19 protein-coding genes and 1 pseudogene are annotated in these 17556 nt (G+C 43.2%); 13 read left to right on the forward strand and 7 right to left on the reverse strand.

Annotated elements, in window-relative coordinates; genetic code table 11:
* Window positions 1–104: 104 nt before the first annotated feature.
* Together CHH58_RS17005 and CHH58_RS17010 are read left to right on the forward strand one after the other, a co-directional pair.
* Window positions 105–2225, forward strand: a pseudogene (locus CHH58_RS17005) (endonuclease); the annotation flags it as partial.
* 419 nt (window positions 2226–2644) lie between these two features.
* A complete protein-coding gene (locus tag CHH58_RS17010; protein WP_084160736.1) occupies window positions 2645–2764 on the forward strand; it encodes a YjcZ family sporulation protein in 120 nt (39 codons plus the stop codon).
* 22 nt (window positions 2765–2786) lie between these two features.
* Here the strand turns inward: CHH58_RS17010 and CHH58_RS17015 are convergent, their stop codons facing one another.
* A complete protein-coding gene (locus tag CHH58_RS17015) occupies window positions 2787–3251 on the reverse strand; it encodes a YrvL family regulatory protein (RefSeq protein WP_170937678.1) in 465 nt (154 codons plus the stop codon).
* A 55-nt stretch (window positions 3252–3306) separates the two neighbouring features.
* The gene (locus CHH58_RS17020; protein WP_095233631.1) at window positions 3307–3825 is read right to left on the reverse strand and encodes a GNAT family N-acetyltransferase; all 519 of its coding nucleotides are present in this window, start codon (window positions 3823–3825) and stop codon (window positions 3307–3309) included.
* A 74-nt stretch (window positions 3826–3899) separates the two neighbouring features.
* Here CHH58_RS17020 and CHH58_RS17025 point away from each other — a divergent pair, with 74 nt between their 5' ends.
* The 3 genes from CHH58_RS17025 to CHH58_RS17035 all read left to right on the forward strand — a co-directional run bounded on the left by CHH58_RS17025 (window position 3900) and on the right by CHH58_RS17035 (window position 6280).
* Window positions 3900–4526 carry a LysE family translocator gene (locus CHH58_RS17025; protein WP_095230591.1) on the forward strand — a complete coding sequence of 209 codons (627 nt, stop codon included), beginning with the start codon at window positions 3900–3902 and terminating at the stop codon, window positions 4524–4526.
* Between the two features lie 70 nt (window positions 4527–4596).
* On the forward strand, window positions 4597–5682 hold the full coding sequence (locus tag CHH58_RS17030; protein WP_095230592.1) for a DNA alkylation repair protein: 1086 nt from the start codon (window positions 4597–4599) through the stop codon (window positions 5680–5682).
* Window positions 5683–5695: 13 nt separating this feature from the next.
* A complete protein-coding gene (locus CHH58_RS17035; protein ID WP_095230593.1) occupies window positions 5696–6280 on the forward strand; it encodes a TIGR00730 family Rossman fold protein in 585 nt (194 codons plus the stop codon).
* A 14-nt stretch (window positions 6281–6294) separates the two neighbouring features.
* On the opposite strand, the gene CHH58_RS17040 is transcribed toward CHH58_RS17035, so the two are convergent.
* Entirely contained in the window at window positions 6295–6714 is a 420-nt protein-coding gene (locus CHH58_RS17040) for a cytidine deaminase (protein ID WP_095233634.1), read from the reverse strand.
* A gap of 102 nt (window positions 6715–6816) precedes the next feature.
* On the opposite strand from CHH58_RS17040, the gene CHH58_RS17045 reads away from it, so the two are divergent.
* From CHH58_RS17045 to CHH58_RS17070, 6 genes are all read left to right on the forward strand, one after another.
* Window positions 6817–7704, forward strand: coding sequence for a helix-turn-helix domain-containing protein (locus CHH58_RS17045; RefSeq protein ID WP_095233635.1), 888 nt, complete (start codon window positions 6817–6819; stop codon window positions 7702–7704).
* A gap of 174 nt (window positions 7705–7878) precedes the next feature.
* A complete protein-coding gene (locus CHH58_RS17050; RefSeq protein ID WP_170937680.1) occupies window positions 7879–8232 on the forward strand; it encodes a VOC family protein in 354 nt (117 codons plus the stop codon).
* Window positions 8229–8807 carry an AAA family ATPase gene (locus CHH58_RS17055; RefSeq protein WP_095262895.1) on the forward strand — a complete coding sequence of 193 codons (579 nt, stop codon included), beginning with the start codon at window positions 8229–8231 and terminating at the stop codon, window positions 8805–8807. The genes CHH58_RS17050 and CHH58_RS17055 overlap by 4 nt, the downstream gene beginning before the upstream one ends.
* A gap of 57 nt (window positions 8808–8864) precedes the next feature.
* On the forward strand, window positions 8865–9350 hold the full coding sequence (locus CHH58_RS17060; RefSeq protein ID WP_095230598.1) for a YbaK/EbsC family protein: 486 nt from the start codon (window positions 8865–8867) through the stop codon (window positions 9348–9350).
* Between the two features lie 113 nt (window positions 9351–9463).
* Complete coding sequence (gene lepB, locus CHH58_RS17065; protein WP_095230599.1) at window positions 9464–9991, forward strand: signal peptidase I; 528 nt, start codon at window positions 9464–9466, stop codon at window positions 9989–9991.
* Between the two features lies 1 nt (window position 9992).
* Entirely contained in the window at window positions 9993–10325 is a 333-nt protein-coding gene (locus CHH58_RS17070) for a CHY zinc finger protein (RefSeq protein ID WP_095230600.1), read from the forward strand.
* 19 nt (window positions 10326–10344) lie between these two features.
* Here CHH58_RS17070 and CHH58_RS17075 read toward each other — a convergent pair whose 3' ends face one another.
* Window positions 10345–11511, reverse strand: coding sequence for a cation:proton antiporter (locus tag CHH58_RS17075; protein ID WP_095230601.1), 1167 nt, complete (start codon window positions 11509–11511; stop codon window positions 10345–10347).
* 256 nt (window positions 11512–11767) lie between these two features.
* Here CHH58_RS17075 and CHH58_RS17080 point away from each other — a divergent pair, with 256 nt between their 5' ends.
* Together CHH58_RS17080 and CHH58_RS17085 are read left to right on the forward strand one after the other, a co-directional pair.
* On the forward strand, window positions 11768–12964 hold the full coding sequence (locus CHH58_RS17080) for an AGE family epimerase/isomerase (protein ID WP_170937681.1): 1197 nt from the start codon (window positions 11768–11770) through the stop codon (window positions 12962–12964).
* A 58-nt stretch (window positions 12965–13022) separates the two neighbouring features.
* Window positions 13023–13574 carry a GNAT family N-acetyltransferase gene (locus CHH58_RS17085; RefSeq protein WP_095261563.1) on the forward strand — a complete coding sequence of 184 codons (552 nt, stop codon included), beginning with the start codon at window positions 13023–13025 and terminating at the stop codon, window positions 13572–13574.
* A 35-nt stretch (window positions 13575–13609) separates the two neighbouring features.
* Here the strand turns inward: CHH58_RS17085 and CHH58_RS17090 are convergent, their stop codons facing one another.
* The 3 genes from CHH58_RS17090 to CHH58_RS17100 all read right to left on the reverse strand — a co-directional run bounded on the left by CHH58_RS17090 (window position 13610) and on the right by CHH58_RS17100 (window position 17348).
* On the reverse strand, window positions 13610–14839 hold the full coding sequence (locus tag CHH58_RS17090) for an L-lactate MFS transporter (protein WP_095234224.1): 1230 nt from the start codon (window positions 14837–14839) through the stop codon (window positions 13610–13612).
* 110 nt (window positions 14840–14949) lie between these two features.
* On the reverse strand, window positions 14950–15681 hold the full coding sequence (locus CHH58_RS17095; protein ID WP_093881476.1) for a LytR/AlgR family response regulator transcription factor: 732 nt from the start codon (window positions 15679–15681) through the stop codon (window positions 14950–14952).
* Between the two features lie 2 nt (window positions 15682–15683).
* Entirely contained in the window at window positions 15684–17348 is a 1665-nt protein-coding gene (locus CHH58_RS17100; RefSeq protein ID WP_095230605.1) for a sensor histidine kinase, read from the reverse strand.
* Between the last annotated feature and the right edge of the window lie 208 nt (window positions 17349–17556).

Genomic DNA, 17556 nt, shown 5'->3' on the forward strand with positions numbered 1-17556 from the left:
TCTTATCTTTGTAGTATTTCTGTAAACGGATACAAATACAGACGAGTATTTGCTATGCTTTATCTATTAAAATATAAGGGAGGAATCTGCTCGTGAAAAGAGCGATGGATTGGAAGTTTTTCGTATTAGCTGTTTTGCTTATTCCTTTTACAATTTTCGGTTATGCCGTACAAAGCCAGGCTGAAACTGCAGCTGACCCTGCACCGGAAATACAGCCAAAGGGAGAGGCGAACGGGAAAAAGGTCTTATTTGATAATACACATGGACAAACTGCAGGTGCTGCAGACTGGGTTATTGATGGTGCCTTTTCTGATTTTGGTAATGGATTAGCTGACGAAGGTTATTACGTGAAGGAATTACGGAAAACATCTGCTTTCACGTATGAGGATCTGAGTGCGTACGATGTTTTCGTCATTCCGGAACCGAACATCCCATTCAAGACATCGGAGCAGGATGCGATGCTGCGCTACACGCAGGAGGGCGGCAGTATTTTCTTCATCGGTGACCATTACAATGCGGATCGCAACTTTAACCGCTGGGATTCTGGTGAAATCTTCAACGGTTATCGCCGGGGCGCTTTTGAAGACCCAACCAAAGGTATGTCGGCTGATGAATCAAATTCTGATCGAATGCAAGGTGTAGAAAGCTCTGATTGGCTAGGTGATAATTTCGGTATTCGCTTCCGTTTCAATGCTGTAGGTGATATTGAATCTGGACAGACTGTGGTGGAACCATCTGATTCTTTCGGAATTACAGAAGGTATTGAAGTCGTTGAATCTCACGCAGGTGCTACATTGACAATTCTCGACCCGACGAAATCCAAAGGCTTAATTTATTTCCCGGAAAATATCCCGGCTTGGCCGAATGCTGTCGACCAAGGGGTGTATGCTGGCGGCGGAATTGATGAAGGCGCTTTTGCCGCAATATCTAAAGTGGAGGAAGGTAAAGCGGCATTCATCGGTGATTCCTCACCAGTAGAAGATGCTACGCCTAAGTATCTTCGTGAAGACAGTGGGCGTACGAAGCGTACGTATGATGGCTTCACTGGAGAAGGTAATAACGGGCAGTATCTGTTGAATGTCATGGAATGGCTGAGTGAAAAAGAAGACTATTCCAGCTTTGAGGAAACATCAATTTCTTTGAGTGAAGTGACGCCTTTGCTGGAAACAGCTACAATCAATGAAAATCCTGAACTGACTACTGAAACGGAAGCAGAACCATGGTCAAATCCACCAGCTGGATACCGTTGGTATGATCCGAGTACATTTGCAGCTGGTTCTTACGGTTCTGATGAAGTAGCATCAAATCCGAAGTATGAAGTCGTGACACCTGCTACATTGCCAACGCAGCAGGAGTTTACTGTACGAGTTGTAGTTGAGGATTTACAGCCAGGTGAGACACTGACAGGTTTGCAGCTGGGAAGCTACTTACCAGGCGGACAGCAGATCGGGAAATTCAATACAACTGGATCTTGGCCGAGCAGCTATGGATATAGCAGCAGCTTCTCTGTCACAGCAGATGCAACAGGTAGAGGGGTAGCAGATATTCCTGCACAATTGAATCCTTCTACTGCAGATGGCACAGCAAGCCTGCGACTTCGCAAGGATGGCAGCAATCTACTGACGAAGACTGTACAGGTCGGAAACGTTGAAACAGAGCCTTTACCGGAAGACGAAGTAGAGCTTCCGCAGCTGGTAGCTATTCAGGAAGCGCGCAACGTACAGGATGGAGAAGTTGTTACTATTGAGGGCATTGTAACATCCGCCCCAGGCAGCTTTGGCGGTAAAGGTTTCTATGTACAAGACGACACTGCCGGTATTTATGTTTTTCAGGACAGTGACAGTTTCAAAACTGGAGATCTTGTCCAAATCAGTGCTGTAAAAACTACTTTTAATGGAGAAGTGGAAGTAACAGATATCATCAAGTCTGAAATTACTGGACAAGCAGATGTCCCGGCACCTAAATCTGTTTCTTCAATTGATGACACGAACCAAGGACAGCTTGTTAAGCTTAGTGAAGTGACTATCCAGAATATCGAAGCGGTCGGCACATATGGCACGTTTGAGTTCAATGCACAAACAGCTGATGGAAATGTTACTCGTGTGCGTGTCGACAATCGAATTGGGTTGAATCATGATGCCTTCACTTCACAATTTCAAGAAGGGGAAAAAGTTGATATTACAGGTATCTCATCTATCTTCAATGATACGTATCAGCTAAAACCTGTTGCAACGGATAATATCGTCAAGTCAGCTCAAGCAGAAGAACCGGTTCCATGTAAAACGGACAACGGAAAACACAAGGGTGCGGATAAAGGAAAAGGGAAAGGCAAAGGCCACGATAAAAGTTGGAAATGTGCCGCATAAATGGCTAAAAGAAGCAGGGTTGTAATAATCCCTGCTTCTTTTTTTGTGCTGCTTTTTTACTGTAACTTGCTTTCTTGCTCTTCATTTATAGTGAAGGTACTGTGAAACATTATGCATTTATTTTTAATATGTGACCCTTCATCAAAATAATTAAACAGTACGAGTAAATGAAGGAACAAAAATGATTTTTACTGTTTGTAGTGCTTTCTTTTTATGTTATTCGGTACGCATCTGTAGTTACCTACATAGAATGACTTGAGTCAAAAAGGAGGGATATTATGTCTGAAAGTTACGGCGGCGGTAAAGGATACGGTAGCGGTTTCGCGCTTCTAGTAGTTCTTTTCATCTTGTTGATCATCATCGGTGCTTCTTACGTTGGAGGCGGCTACGGTTACTAAGCAATGCGAAAAGAAACCGCGGTTATTTACCGCGGTTTCTTTTCTTCTTTTTCTTTTCATAATCAAAGGTTACCTCTGTTAGGGCAATGAAAGCTGCGACAATAATCTCTATATGCCATGCTAAATGTATAGGTTCGTATAAGCCGTTCACAATGGAGATGGCAAGCCAATTCACTACAAAGTTCAAAGAAAAAGCAACCATAAAATCATAAAGTGTCTCTATCTTATGCTTCTTAGTGAGAATATAATAAAAAGCTTTTGCAAATAACTCACCAAAAACACTTAGAAGAAGATATACACCTACAAATACGGCCAAATGCTTGGGAGATTCATAAGCAGCACCAAGTATACTTAAAGCACCGAGAAATCCGAAATAGTAGAGGGCAGCTACGAATGCGAACGTAAACCCTACTAGTATAGATAGAATAAGAGTTACGGAAATCTTTGATACTCTGTTTCTTTTACCTTTACGATGCTCTGTTGCCACTGCTATCACCTCATGCATTCTCTCTGATTCTTTACGAATAATCTATCTAAAAGTTTCATATAGATGGATAGTCAGAGCGAAGCAGGCTGTACATGACCATATCTAAAAAAACACCATTCAATTTTTCAAAATGACGTAAGGTACCTTCTTCATGAAATCCAACCTTTTCGAGCAGACGACGTGAAGGTGCATTGCCTGGCTCTACCTTTGCTTCTATTCTGTTCAAATTTAACGTTTGGAAGCCTTCCTCGATTAAAGCTTGCAATGCTTGGGTCATATAACCTTTTCTCCAGAAATCCTTTCCTATCTCATAGCCAATTTCTCCACGTTGATTCACGGCATCAATGTAATTGAACCCGCAAGTACCAACGATCGTGTCATCTTCTAGCAGTATTGTGTAGCGATCAGCATGTTCAAGTTGTGTGATGTATAAAATCATCTCTTTTGCTTGCTCTACAGAATGCATTGGGGTGATATTCATAAAAGCAGTTACATCCGGATCGGACCAGAATTGGAATAAGGTCGGTGCATCGGAAACGGATATAGGACGCAGATAAATTTGTTGTTTGGACAAACTGTATACTCCTCTCGTTGTATGATTAGTCAAAATTATGTATATTTAATATATTGTGATAGGCGGTGATACTCTTGTTATCTTTGTTTCTGACAAACGTGCTTTTAGGACTCTCAATCGCTCTCCCGGTTGGTACAGTCACAATTGAAATGACCAAACAAGGCTTAAAGAATGGTTTCGTACATGGATGGATGGTAGGAGTTGGCGGAATGACGATCGATTTTCTGTTGATGGTCGCTCTTTTTCTTGGTCTTGCTCCAATCCTGGCAGCACCTACTATCCAGACTGGCATGTGGCTGCTTGGTGCTATCTTCTTATTGTATATTGCCTACGACAGTATCAAAAATGCGGACAAGCAGATTATGATCAACGGAGAAAAAACGACAAAAAAGCTGCTATCATCTTACAAAAACGGATTGCTTGTAGCAATTTCACCTAGTAATATCGTGTTTTGGATAAGTGTTTTCGGTACCTTTTTATCAAGCAGTTTTTCAGAAGGAAACGAGCTTTCCTTCATTGTCGCTGGACTCGGTATTCTGGCAGGCATCCAAGTGCATGATATCGGTTTGATGAGTATCGTCGCAGGCACAAGAAGAGTCGTCAACGAGACTTTCGTGAAATGGGTTTCCATTGGGGCGGGATTAGTGCTCAGTTACTTTGCTATCCTTTTCTTCATCCAATTTTTGAAACGCATCCTCTGACAAGGGGCTATTTGTAGTTTACCGCTTTTTTCCTGTAGAATATAGATATAACTTCTTGGAGGCGGTAGTGGTGGCAGAACCCTTGAAAGCAATGTATACGAAAGATTTCCTGGAAGGTTTCGCTTCAAAGGTGAAACAAGCCCATAATGATTTCGATGACCTTAAATTCATCGATAAGGTGATGGACGCTGATTGGGAAGGACTTGAATTGAAAGGCCGGATACGCCGAATCAGTTTGGTGCTCGGCTCCTTTCTTCCGGAGAGCTATCCGGAGGCTTTAGGTATTCTGCTTGCTATCCAGGACCAGTGCGAAGGGTTTCCTTATTTATTTTTCCCGGACTTTGTCGAGGTCTTTGGGCTGGAGCCGGAACAGGAGGAAATATCGCTTCAGGCGTTGGAACAATTCACGAAGCGTTCGACTGCGGAATTCGCAATCAGGCCATTTTTAATCAGGTCTCCGGAGCGGATTATGAAAAGAATGGTGGAATGGGCACAATCAGAAAATCATCATGTGCGCCGTCTTGCAAGTGAAGGCTGTCGCCCGAGGCTCCCATGGGGACAGGCAATTCGGCAGTTCAAAGAAGATCCAAGTCCGATTTTTGAGGTGCTGGAATTATTGAAAGCAGATTCTTCTCTGTATGTACGAAAAAGTGTTGCCAATAATTTAAACGATATTGCCAAGGATAATCCCCAACAAGTTATTTTAACGGCGAAGCGCTGGAACGGTTTTTCGCCAGAGACAAACTGGATCATTCGGCATGGCTGTCGTACACTGCTGCGGTGCGGGGAACCAGAGGTAATGGATTTATTTGGGTATGAGGAAGCAACTGAAACTCTAACTGACGCCATGATAGCCACGGATCGTCATAGCGTTACCATTGGAGACTCGGTAACCATGTCGTATTCTTTTAACGTAAAGAAGCAGGCAAAGCTGCGTATAGAGTATGCAATAGACTTCGTAAAGAAGCGCGGGATTTCCCGAAAGAAATTTCTCCTCTCGGATCGGATATTTACAGGAGGAGAGAGTATCACGAAAGAACGAGTCCATAATTGGAAAGATTTGACCACCAGGGTCCATTATCCGGGTATACATCGTATTGTACTGATTGCCAATGGTATAGAAGTAGCTCATACAGATCTGGAACTGATCAAGTAGAGGAGTGGAAAATATGAAACGCATTGCAGTATTCTGCGGTTCTAGTGTTGGCGCATCAGCAGCATATATCGCTGCCGCTGAAGAGTTAGGAAGGACGCTGGCTGCTGAGGATCTGACACTTGTATATGGCGGAGCAAGTGTAGGTTTGATGGGGGCAGTTGCGAATGGTGCTATGAAAGCAGGGGGCCATGTGATTGGTGTGATGCCTGAATTCCTAGAGAAGCGGGAAATCGCTCACTCGCATGTATCTGAACTAATCGTTGTTTCTTCCATGCATGAACGAAAAGCGAAAATGGCAGAGCTGGCAGACGGCTTCATCGCACTTCCTGGAGGACCAGGTACGCTCGAAGAGTTTTTCGAGATTTTCACATGGGCACAGCTTGGATTGCATAAAAAGCCACTCGGTATTTTGAATGTGGAGGGCTATTATGATCTGCTGGTAAGCTTATTTGACCGCATGGCAGATGAGCAATTCATGCATGAAAAGTACCGGACAATGACACTCTCAGATACGGAGCCTGCAAGTCTTCTGGAAAAGTTCCGTCAATATGAAGCGCCCGAAGTAAAAAACTATATCAGACGACCAGAGCAGACGTGACAGCGTCTGCTATTTTATTTATCGAAGATTTCATCCTCTGGATAAGCATGTGTCCAATGAAACGGCTGTAGCTCCCGTAAAGATACATACTTCACCTTATCCTCATTGTGTGTCACAGCCACTTGTACGTCGCGTCCCCAGTATAGTAATCGCTCCTGACAGATGCCACAGGGAGTCAGTATTTTAAAAGGACTATTTTCATCATCACGTGTCACGCAAATGGAATGGGTCACTGATGTTTGCATTTTATGGGCTTCCAGAATAGAGCCAACCTCCATGCATAGCTCGGTCGCAGCATTCAGCACTTCGGGAGCTACACTGGTAAGGATAACGCCATCACTGGTACGCATTGCAGCTGCACCGCCCCAGCCACGCGGATTCCGTTGTTGAATTAAATGAATTGCTGCCTCATATAACATATCCATTACTATCACTCCTCTCCCTTCAGTATATCAGGACAATTTTTACAAATCAGCAAAAAATATCAAAAGAATGATTTGCATTTGAGTTAAGCTGTAACTATAGGAGGTGAGCAAGTGCAGGTTCATGAATCGACTATACAAAGAGCAATTCTTTTTATCGAGAACAATCTACACGAACCTCTTACGGCCGACCAAGTTGCCAGTTATGCCGGGTTCTCCAAATTCCATTTCCATCGATTATTCCAGTCCTTTGTCGGTTTGTCATTCACAAATTATATCCGCAGAAGAAGATTGGCTGGAGCATCAGCAGCACTGCTGCATACCGAATTGGGAATACTCGATATCGCGTTCATGTTTCATTTTGAATCTCAAGAGTCATTTACTAGAGCTTTCAAAAAGCATTACAGCCTACCGCCAGGAAGATACAGACGTATGATGCAAGCTGCACTGCATCAGAAGGAGGAAAAGATGGAAAATAAACAAGTAAAAGGATGGATATTAAGCGGTTCTGATCCCCACAATTATGAAATGGGAATTGACTATAAACAGGTACATCAAGGGAGAGCATCGGGTTACTTGAAGTCGAAAACAGTATTGGGAGCAGATGAATTTGCCACGATGATGCAGCAATTCAAGGCAGCGAATTATTTAGGCAAAAGGCTTCAGTTGACTTGTTTCATCAAAACAGAAGATGTTCAGGGCTTTGCGAGCATGTGGATGAGGGTAGATAATACATCGGATGATATCATTCAATTCGATAATATGAGCAACCGTCCAATCCAGGGAACGACCAATTGGACCCGATACTGTATTGTGCTTGATGTTCCGGAAAATAGTGCTGTCATTTCCTTTGGAGTGATCTTATCCGGTAAAGGAAAGGTCTGGGCGGATGGGTTTCGATTCGAGGAAGTGGATGACTCTATTCCAACTACAAATATAGATATGACGTATCATATGCAGGATGAACCGGTTAATCTAGCATTCGAAGAGGAACTGTGCTGATATGCTAGACATACTGACTAACATCATTCAGCTCTTTGTTCAGTTGCCATACCGTCTGAAAGGACAGCATACCTAATATGCTTGTCCTTCTTTTTGCGTCCCTTCTAACCTATTACCTATATTACCAGTCTAACCCTTATGGTAAAATATTCAAAAAAGAGGAGGCGCTGTAGCGTGTCAGATTTCCAGCTTGGCAGTGTGTTTGTGCATGTGAAAGATGCGAATAAGGCAGCAAATTGGTATGCCAATCTTTTAGGTCAACCTGATCCGGAGCCAACCGAAGGACCAGTGCAGTTCATGGAAACTGTTGATGGCAGAGGACTAGTTATCGATGATAACCGGAATAATGCACCAGATATCCGTCCTGCCTTCATGCTTGAGACGAAAGATATTCGAATTGCATATGAATGCGTTAGCAAACAAGGTGGCAAGATTGTGCGGGACTTGCAGGAAGATGAATCTGTTGCTTTCTTCAATTTCCAGGATCCTGATGGCAATATCGTCATGGTGTGTGAACAGCGTACATGATTATCTGGATTAATGGGGCATTCGGTGCAGGAAAGACACAAACTGCAATTTCTCTACGATACCGGCTGCCGAATGCATTCATTTATGACCCGGAAAAAGCGGGGTTTTACATAAGGGGCAATATACCGAATTCAATGCAGAAACCCGATTTCCAGCAGCATAAGCTTTGGCGCTCTATCGTATATGAGCATCTAGCTTATATGGCTGCAAAGACGGAAGATGTCATTATCGTTCCGATGACAATCACGGAACCGTCCAACTACGAAGAAATCATCGGTCAATTACGTAAGGAAGGTCACCAAGTCTATCATCTTGTGTTAATTGCTTCGGAAGAGACATTGCGTGTGCGTCTTGCCAAGCGGGGAAACAAGCTGAATTCCTGGGCTGCTCAGCAGATACAGCGGTGCGTACAGAGTCTTTCAAATCCAATATTTGAAAATAAATTGACAACCGATATTATGTCGATAATCGAGGTGGTTGAGGCTATCGGCAGACAAAAGGGTCTTCAACTGCAAAATGATCAACGTTCCTGGTGGAAGAAACGCTGGCCGCGAGTTACCTCTAGATGGAGGTAGAGTTTTAGACTGTATCAAAACTTATGCTATAAGGTCTCAAAAAAGGTGGTACATAAAATGAGTATCGAAAATGTAAAAGATTATCTAGCAAATTATAACCGAAGCAGTGATATCATAGAGCTCGATTTATCTAGTGCCACTGTAGATCTAGCTGCTGCTGCACTTGGTGTGGAGCCTGCACGAATTGCTAAGACATTAGCATTTAGAGGTAGAGAAGATGGAGAATCTGTTTTGGTAGTTGCTGCAGGGGATGCAAAAATTGATAATAAAAAGTTTAAAGAGCTATTCGGTGTAAAAGCACGGATGCTTTCTGCTGAGGAAACGTTAGAACAAACAGGTCATGCTGTTGGCGGAGTTTGTCCGTTTGGTTTAATAAATAAATTACCTGTGTATATGGACATTTCCTTAAAGCGTTTTTCCACGGTGTTTCCAGCCTGTGGCAGCAGTAATTCAGCAATAGAACTAACTTGTGAAGAACTTGCAGAATATGGCAAGGGAAAAGAATGGGTAGATGTATGCAAGAGTTGGGCAGACAATAGTTAAGTAAAAGTATTAGCGGTCTCATGTAAGGGGTTCCGCTTTGCTTCCATCTCTGACACTGCTAAACTTAGCATGTACCCTATACTTCACATAAAGATAGGTTAGGAGAAAGAATCATGTCAGATAATAATACAAAAAAAGAGATATTTTCCTGGTTGCGAGCAATCGGGATTGCGGTTGTTATTGCTTTTGGCTGCCGATACTTCCTGTTTACACCGTCAACGGTGCATGGAGAGTCAATGCTGCCGACATACCATGATAGCGATCACGTCATTGTCAGCAAAGTTTCGAAAATAGAGCGTAATGATATTGTAGTATTCAACGCACCCGATGCAGATGCCCACTATATAAAGCGAGTGATTGGTTTGCCTGGGGATACGATTGAGGTAATAGATAATGTGCTGTATGTGAATGGCGAGGCGCAGGATCAATCTTATTTGCCAGAGGATATGGTTACTGGTGATTTTAAACTTAAGGAATTGACCGGCGAGGAGAAGGTTCCTGAAGGTGAAGTGTTTGTTATGGGTGATAACCGCACAAATAGTAAAGACAGCCGCATGTTCGGCTTCATTTCAGAGAAAGAAGTAATCGGAGAAGTGAAGATGACCTTCTATCCATTCTCTGATTTCCACATCGGTAATTAATATGTTTCAGGTACATGGAAAGACAGTAGATGGGGAAACAAGATGTGAACATTATCACTCTCCATTGGATGTCATAGCAATCAAGTTCGCTTGCTGCAATCAATTTTATCCTTGTCACCAATGCCATGAAGAAACGGTCGGTCATAAGGTTGAAGTCTGGCCGAAAGACCAATTCGATGAAAAAGCGATACTATGCGGGGTGTGTAAAACAACACTCAGTATCAATCAGTACATGCATACAGATCATTGCCCGGACTGTAAAGCAGCATTCAACCCAGGCTGTCAGCTGCATCATCATCTATATTTCGAAACAACAAAAAGAGACTGTCGTTGACTGACAGTCTCTTTTTGTTTTAGGAAACAGACCGCTGCTGTGAAGTATCTCCTGTTTTGGAGAAGATAAATTTCAGCATGGATGGTGTTACAAGTGTTGTCACAATGACCATGATTATAATACTTGTGTAGTATTCCGGATCCAGTAAGCCTGAGCTTAAACCAGTACCAGCAATGATTAATGCAACTTCGCCTCTTGAAACCATACCAGTTCCAATGGCCATGGAGGATCTGCCGTTGAATCCGGTCAGTCTTGCTCCCAGCGCTCCTCCTAGTAGTTTTGTAACAATAGCCATAATGCTGATAAGCACAATGAACAGAATCTGAGATCCAACCCCATCTAAGCTAATATTCAAACCGATGCTCACAAAAAATACGGGAACGAAGACTCCATAAGCAATCGGCTCTAATTTATGTTCTACTACGTCCTTGTATTCTGTTTGGGAAATAGCAATACCAGCTGCAAATGCACCGATAATACCTGCAACGCCCATATATTCAGCGAAGTAGCTAAAAACCAGCGCAAGAATGATGCCAGCAGAAACGATTGTCTCACTTACCTTGAAGCGAGCGAACAGTTTCATAGCTAACGGAATCAGCCAAATGCACGCGACAATGATGACACCGAAGAAGAGTACTTTTTTCCCGATTAAAGCGCCCAGACTGACTGATTCACCTGTACCTAGCACGCTCATTAGTACTGCAAGCAGTACGACGACGAGAATATCATCAACAACAGCTGCTCCAAGGATTGTTGTACCTTCTCGTGAATTCAGCTTGTTCATTTCCTTTAATGCCTGTACAGAAATACTGACACTCGTCGCGCAGAAGAGTAAGGCCAAAAACAGTGCGTGTCCCTGACTCATTCCAAATGCAAGGGCAAGGCTGTAACCACCGATGAATGGGAAAATAACACCGAGAACAGCAACTGCAAAAGCGGATTTCCAGTTTTCTTTCAGCTGTTGCAGATCTGTTTCCAGTCCGGCAATGAACATGAGGACAAGTACTCCGATTTCGGAGAATTCATGGATGAAGGAAGTTTGCTGTATCCAGCCGAGTACTGCAGGTCCAAGGATGACACCGGCGAGCAGTTCTCCCAAAACAGATGGCTGCCCAATCTTTAAGGCTAGCTGTCCAGCAATCTTCGTAAACAACAAAATTAAAGCTAAGTGCAAAATAAATTCCATATCTTACTCCTTTGTAAATTATTTATGCAATTCCGGCCGCAAAAAAAGGCATATCCGCCAGTTTTCACTGTGGATATGCCTAAAATGGACACAGAGGGGCCTGGGGTGGCAGGCTCCTCCGGAAAATGCATATGTAATTAATTTATAGTTACTCATTATAGAGTAGTTATAGAACTAAAACAACCACTTTTCATCTGTTTGCAGCTGGCAAAAAAGGGAAAACAGGTGACGTAACCTATGCAAAGGAGTGACGGTCGTGAAAAATACATTTGATTTTCATACAAAACAAGGACTCTATCAGCATATTGAAGAGACACTTGCATTCTATTATCCTGCAGCAATAGACAGTTCATACGGAGGGTATCACGAGGGCTATTATTTGGATGGAACGCTCACTGAGGATACGACCAAACATATTGTCGGACAAGCGCGCCACTTGTACAATTTCAGTGTCGGCTTCAAACTTACGGAAAAAATTGAATATCGAGAGGCGGCCGAGCACGGTATAACCTTTTTCCAAGAGACACTGTGGGACAAAGAGTATGGTGGTTATTTTACAGAGCTGAAGAATGGCAGTGTGACAGATGATAAGAAGCTGACATATGGTCATGCATTTATATTCCGGGCTGCGGTAGCTGCAGTGGATGCAGGAATAGAAGGAGCGGAGGAATTACTTTCGGACATCTATCAAGTGCTGGAAGAAAGATTCTATGAACCATCCGCAAAACTATATAAAGATGAAGCATCCCGTGATTGGTCCAGCTTTTTGGAATACCGCGGACAGAATTGCAATATGCACATATGTGAGTCAGCAATTACCGCATATGAAACAACAGGTCAGCAAAGATATCTGGATCAAGCTTTAAACATTGCAGACCAAGTAACCAATAAACTTGCGGCTCAAAGTAACGGACTTATATGGGAAAACTACGATGAGGCTTGGATGAAGAATGAACAATTCAATCATGGCGAGACAAGGGATGAATTTCGCGCCTATGGGTTCGTTGGAGGACACCAATTTGAATGGAGCAAGCTCCTTGCTTGGCTATATATTCACAAGCAAGACAGCGGGCTGCTTGAACGTGCGGAAGAGCTTTATCAAACTGGCTGGAATCTTTACCACGATCAAAACCAAGGCGGCATATTCTTTGTGATGAGCCCTGATAAAGAGTTGATTGATAAAGGGAAATCTTATTGGGTTTTAGCAGAAACACTAGCGGCATCAGCATTGCTGCATGGCCAGACTGGAAATGATGTTTATAGTGAGCATTATGATGAGCTATTCCGATATGTACAGGAACATTTCATTGATCCAGAACATGGTGCTTGGTATCAATGGCTCACAGCCGATAATAAAGTGGAGGACGAGGTTAAAAGCCCTTCACCGAAAACGGATTATCATCCGATTAGTGCCAGCTATCTGATAGCGACTTACCGTGGAGAGGATCTGTAGCGTAATGCGCAGATTCCTTTTCTTATTGCTATAATGAGAAGGAAGGGAGCGGATTAGTATGTATGAAAGTGAAAGATTGCAAATCAAACCATTAGAGAAAAAGCATGCCAGTGAGCTTCTGGATCTGAATCTGCGGAACAGAGAACTTTTCGAGTCTATTTCGCCAGTAGACCGTAGTGATTCGGACTACACACTGGAGAAATACAAAAAGAATATTGAAGCAGCACAAAAAGATTGGCAGGAAGATAAACGCTACGAATTCGGAATATTCCTAAAACAGGAAGATGTCCTGATTGGAACGGCTTCCTTATTCTTTATTGAGCGGAATACAGCTGAAAAATGCATGATCGGTTATTCACTGGATGAAGCACATAATGGTAAGGGATATATGACGGAAGCAGTGCAGCTTGTATTGGATTTTGCTTTTGAAGATGGGAAATTCCACAGGATTGAAGCAGGAGTAATGCCGCGAAACCTAGGGTCGGTTGCGGTACTGGAGAAATGTGGGTTCCAACGAGAAGGATTGGAACGCGACTTGCTGCGTATTGATGGCAAGTTCGAGGATCATTATAAGTATTCTATACTGACGACTGATCCGCGTACAAACTAAAAACCCAGGAGCATTCATTGCTCCTGGGTTAGTCATTAATGCTGCTGGGATGGAACTGGGCGTGAATGCCGGCGTTCTTTATTCTTCTTAGCAGCAACTGGCTGCTGCGGGCTGCGGACTGTGACCGCAAGGAAGAATGAAATGACACAAAGTACGGCGATGGCTACGAATGTCGGCTGGAAACCTCCAAGCAGTGATGCGATGAATGAGCCTCCTAATGCACCGATACCAAACCCCTGATAAATGACACCATAGTTTTTACTTTGATTTCTCAATCCGAAATAATCTGCGACGATAGTCGGGAAGACTGTGATGTTACCGCCAAAGAAGAATGCAATGGCCGCCACACAGACGAAGAACAATGTTGTTGATAGTTCCACCATGCTTAATACTGCAACAGCTCCTGCAGTGACAAGAAGTCCTGCTGCAACCAAGTACAGACGTTCCACTTTATCAGATAGTGCGCCTAGCACAACTCTACCAGTCGTATTACAGATAGCTACGACAGCTACTGCATTCGCTGCAGTAGCAGCAGATAGACCCGCAAGTTCCATGCCGGCATCTTTAACGATACCGATTAAATACAAGCCGCTCATGCAAGCTGTAAGGAAGATGACAAATAGAATGTATGCTTGTTTCGTATGCAGCATTTCCTTAATACTGAAGTCTTTAGTTTGAGCCCCAGTAGTAGTTTCCTGTGGAAGAATAGCATCTTTAAGGAAGAAGGCTCCTCCGCAGATTAGGATGATTGCAGCTATTCCCCAAATTAGGAATGTAGCTTGTACTCCAGCTGATGAAAGCAATGCTTGGTTAATATATTTGAAGACTAAGCTTCCTGTCCCGAAAGCACCTACTGATATACCAGATATGAGGCCTTTCTTTTCCGGGAACCATTTGATTACGTTCGATAGTGTAGTGATATAAGCAATACCATTGGCGAATCCGACAACAACACCTGCTAATAGATAGATGAGCCATAGTGATGTAGCTAGAGAGCTTAGTATCAGCCCAGCACCGAGCAGGATACCAGCAAATATGACCAGCTTCTTGATTCCGAGTTTATCCTGCAGCTTTCCGCCGAAAAGAGTGGCTACTGCCAGTGCGAAACTCGTAATCGAGAAGGTGATCGCTACCGAAGATGTGCTCCACCCATATGCATCAGCCAATGGCTGGTTAAATAGACTCCATGTATAAATAGTACCTAGACCAATTTGGGTTATGATTGTACCTAGTACAATCAGCCAGCGATTCGTTCCTGTTTTCATGAGAAGTCCCTCATTTCATCTGCGTTGTTTTGATAGTTTTATCATATCCGCTGCAGATGCATCTGAAAGCGTTTTCTCGTGAGTTGCTCTATTTGAGGAATGAATGGTCCTTAAAGGCGCATAATCTGTCGAAACTCTTTTGCTTTACTTCGGCTGACCGGAATTTGCTCACCCAGTCCTTTCATTTTGACAAGATACGTATTATGGAACCAAGGAAGAATCTCATGTATTTTTTCCGTGTTTACTATATAAGAACGATGGCAGCGGAAAAACGTGTCTGCTGGCAGCTGCTGTTCAAAAGTACTGATAGAACCGGGGTAAGTATATACCTCATCCTTTGTGTGTACGGTTGTCTGCTTTTCATCGGCCTCGGCATAGGCGATTTCCTTCAGATTGATCACATAGATCTTCTCGTCCTTCCAAACATTGAGCCGTGCTGGTGTTTCTGCCGGTTCTATTCGATCAATATCTGCCGATGCTTTCTGCGATTCAAGCTTCTTAAGCATTGCCGCAACGCGTTCCTCGCTGTATGGCTTCAATATATAATCGAATGCTTCAAGCTCAAATGCTTTAGCTGCATGTTCTTTATAGGCTGTGGTAAATACGATTATTGGTTTATGCTTGAACTGGGCCAAGCTTCCCGCAAGCATCATGCCATCCAGTGACGGCAGGTTGATATCGAGGAACAGTACATCCGTCGTGTTTTCCTGAAAATACTTCAGCACATCCAATCCATCATCGAAGCGGTCAGTCACCTCGATGGAACTGTATGTATCAATTAAGTACTGCAGCTCCTCTTGTGCAGGTAATTCATCTTCTGCAATGATTGCACGTAGTGTCATGGTTATTTCCCTTCCTTCACTGGTATATCAAAGTAAATCTCCGTACCAGGATCAAGACGATTGATGGTCAGACCTTTCCCGTAAATCAGGCGGACGCGTTGATGCACGTTGGCTAGTCCAATATTTTTCACACTTGCTTCATCTCTATACAGTTTTTCAACAATCTCCGGGTCGATCCCAACTCCAGTGTCTCGTATACTGATGCGGATATCTTTTTCTCGTGCTTTGACAGATAGATAGACGGCACCCTGCCATTTGCGTTTCCGAACACCATGATGGATAGCATTCTCTACCAAAGGCTGCAGCAGCAGACTAGGCACTTTTATCTGCACCGGATCAATATCATAAATAATCTGGAGTTTGTCACCGAAGCGGGATTTTTCAATCTCCACATAATCACGTACTTGTTTCAGTTCTTCTTCTATAGCAATCATTTCATCATGCAGCTCCAGGTTATAGCGCAAATAGCCTGATAAGTTATGAATCAGCTCGCGGGCACGATTCGGATCGCGTCTTGTAGTCGATGCAATTGCATTCAGCGAGTTGAAGAGGAAATGCGGGTTGATCTTCGATTGCAGAGCTTTTAGCTCAGCTTTGTTGGCTGTCTCTTTGATCTGTTCAATCCGGGAAATCTCCATTAGGTTTGAGATGATTTGTGCCAGTCCGATACCAAGCGTCTGCAAAGAATCTGTTATCCGGTTTTCCTTTTCATAATATATCTTCAAAGCGCCTGTCACCTCGTCGCCTTCTTGGAAAGGTACGATAAGCAGGCAGTGCATCTGCGGCAGATGATGATCATCAACTTCATTCCGGATGACGATTTGACCGCTGTTAATGGCTTGTTTCGTCATTTCGCTTACAATCGACGTTGTATCCTCGTAGCGCTCAGCCCCCAGACCGTAATAAGCTACCACTGTTTTCGTATCCGTTATGGCAACAGCATCTGCACCAATCTCTTCTTTAATGATTTGGCAGATACGCTGCAAGGAAGCAGGCGTGATGGACCGGAAATAAGGAAGCGTCTTATTGGCAATATCCAACGCAAGCTTCGCCTGAGCTGCGGCAATCTGTTTCTTTTCTCCTTCAATATTATGGACGAGCAGGATAAGTAAACCGATGCTGATTTCGCCTATCATCATCGGAACAGCTATTTGTTCAACAATTGAAATACCTTGAGACCTTGGTTCTCCGAGTGTAATGATCAACAGCATGGTTAATGTTTGGCTCAAAATACCAGCTCCGATACCGACATACCACCAACGATGCTTTTTAACCCTGCGATTAATAAATCCAGACGCAAAGCCTGCTGTCACACTAGTGATCAAGCAGGGCAATGAAGTGATACCATCGATGTCGATCAAATATCGATGCAAGCCGGATACAATACCTGTTATGATACCAACCCATGGCCCGAATAAAATGCCGCCAGAGAAGATAGCCACTGTCCTTATATTAACGAGACTACCTTCCACTTCAATCCCGGAATATGTCCCGAATATGGCGAAACTGCAGAAGACGACAGTCAGTACGCTAAGTTCCCGGACCGAATGATTTTCTTTTTGAAGTATTTCTTTAAACCCTTTAATTTTGGTCAGGAAAAATAAGATAATGAGCAGCAAGGCAGCACGCTCGAATATCGATATAATCATTTCCAAGGTTGAATTCATAGGTGTAATCCCTTTCATCTGTATTACTAACAGTTTATCAGAAATTTAGACTGGAAGGGAATGGATGCGATCACAAATAGCTTGGTAGATGATAGATTCATTTGATGAAAATTACTGCTTGGAAATAATATGTCATAATGTATAATTAGGCTGGATTTATAGGGATGAAAGCGCTATAATTATTATAATGAAACACCGTTCCACAATG

Origin of the sequence: Terribacillus saccharophilus (assembly GCF_002272745.1) — a bacterium.
In the GTDB taxonomy this organism is placed as follows: domain Bacteria; phylum Bacillota; class Bacilli; order Bacillales; family Amphibacillaceae; genus Terribacillus; species Terribacillus saccharophilus_B.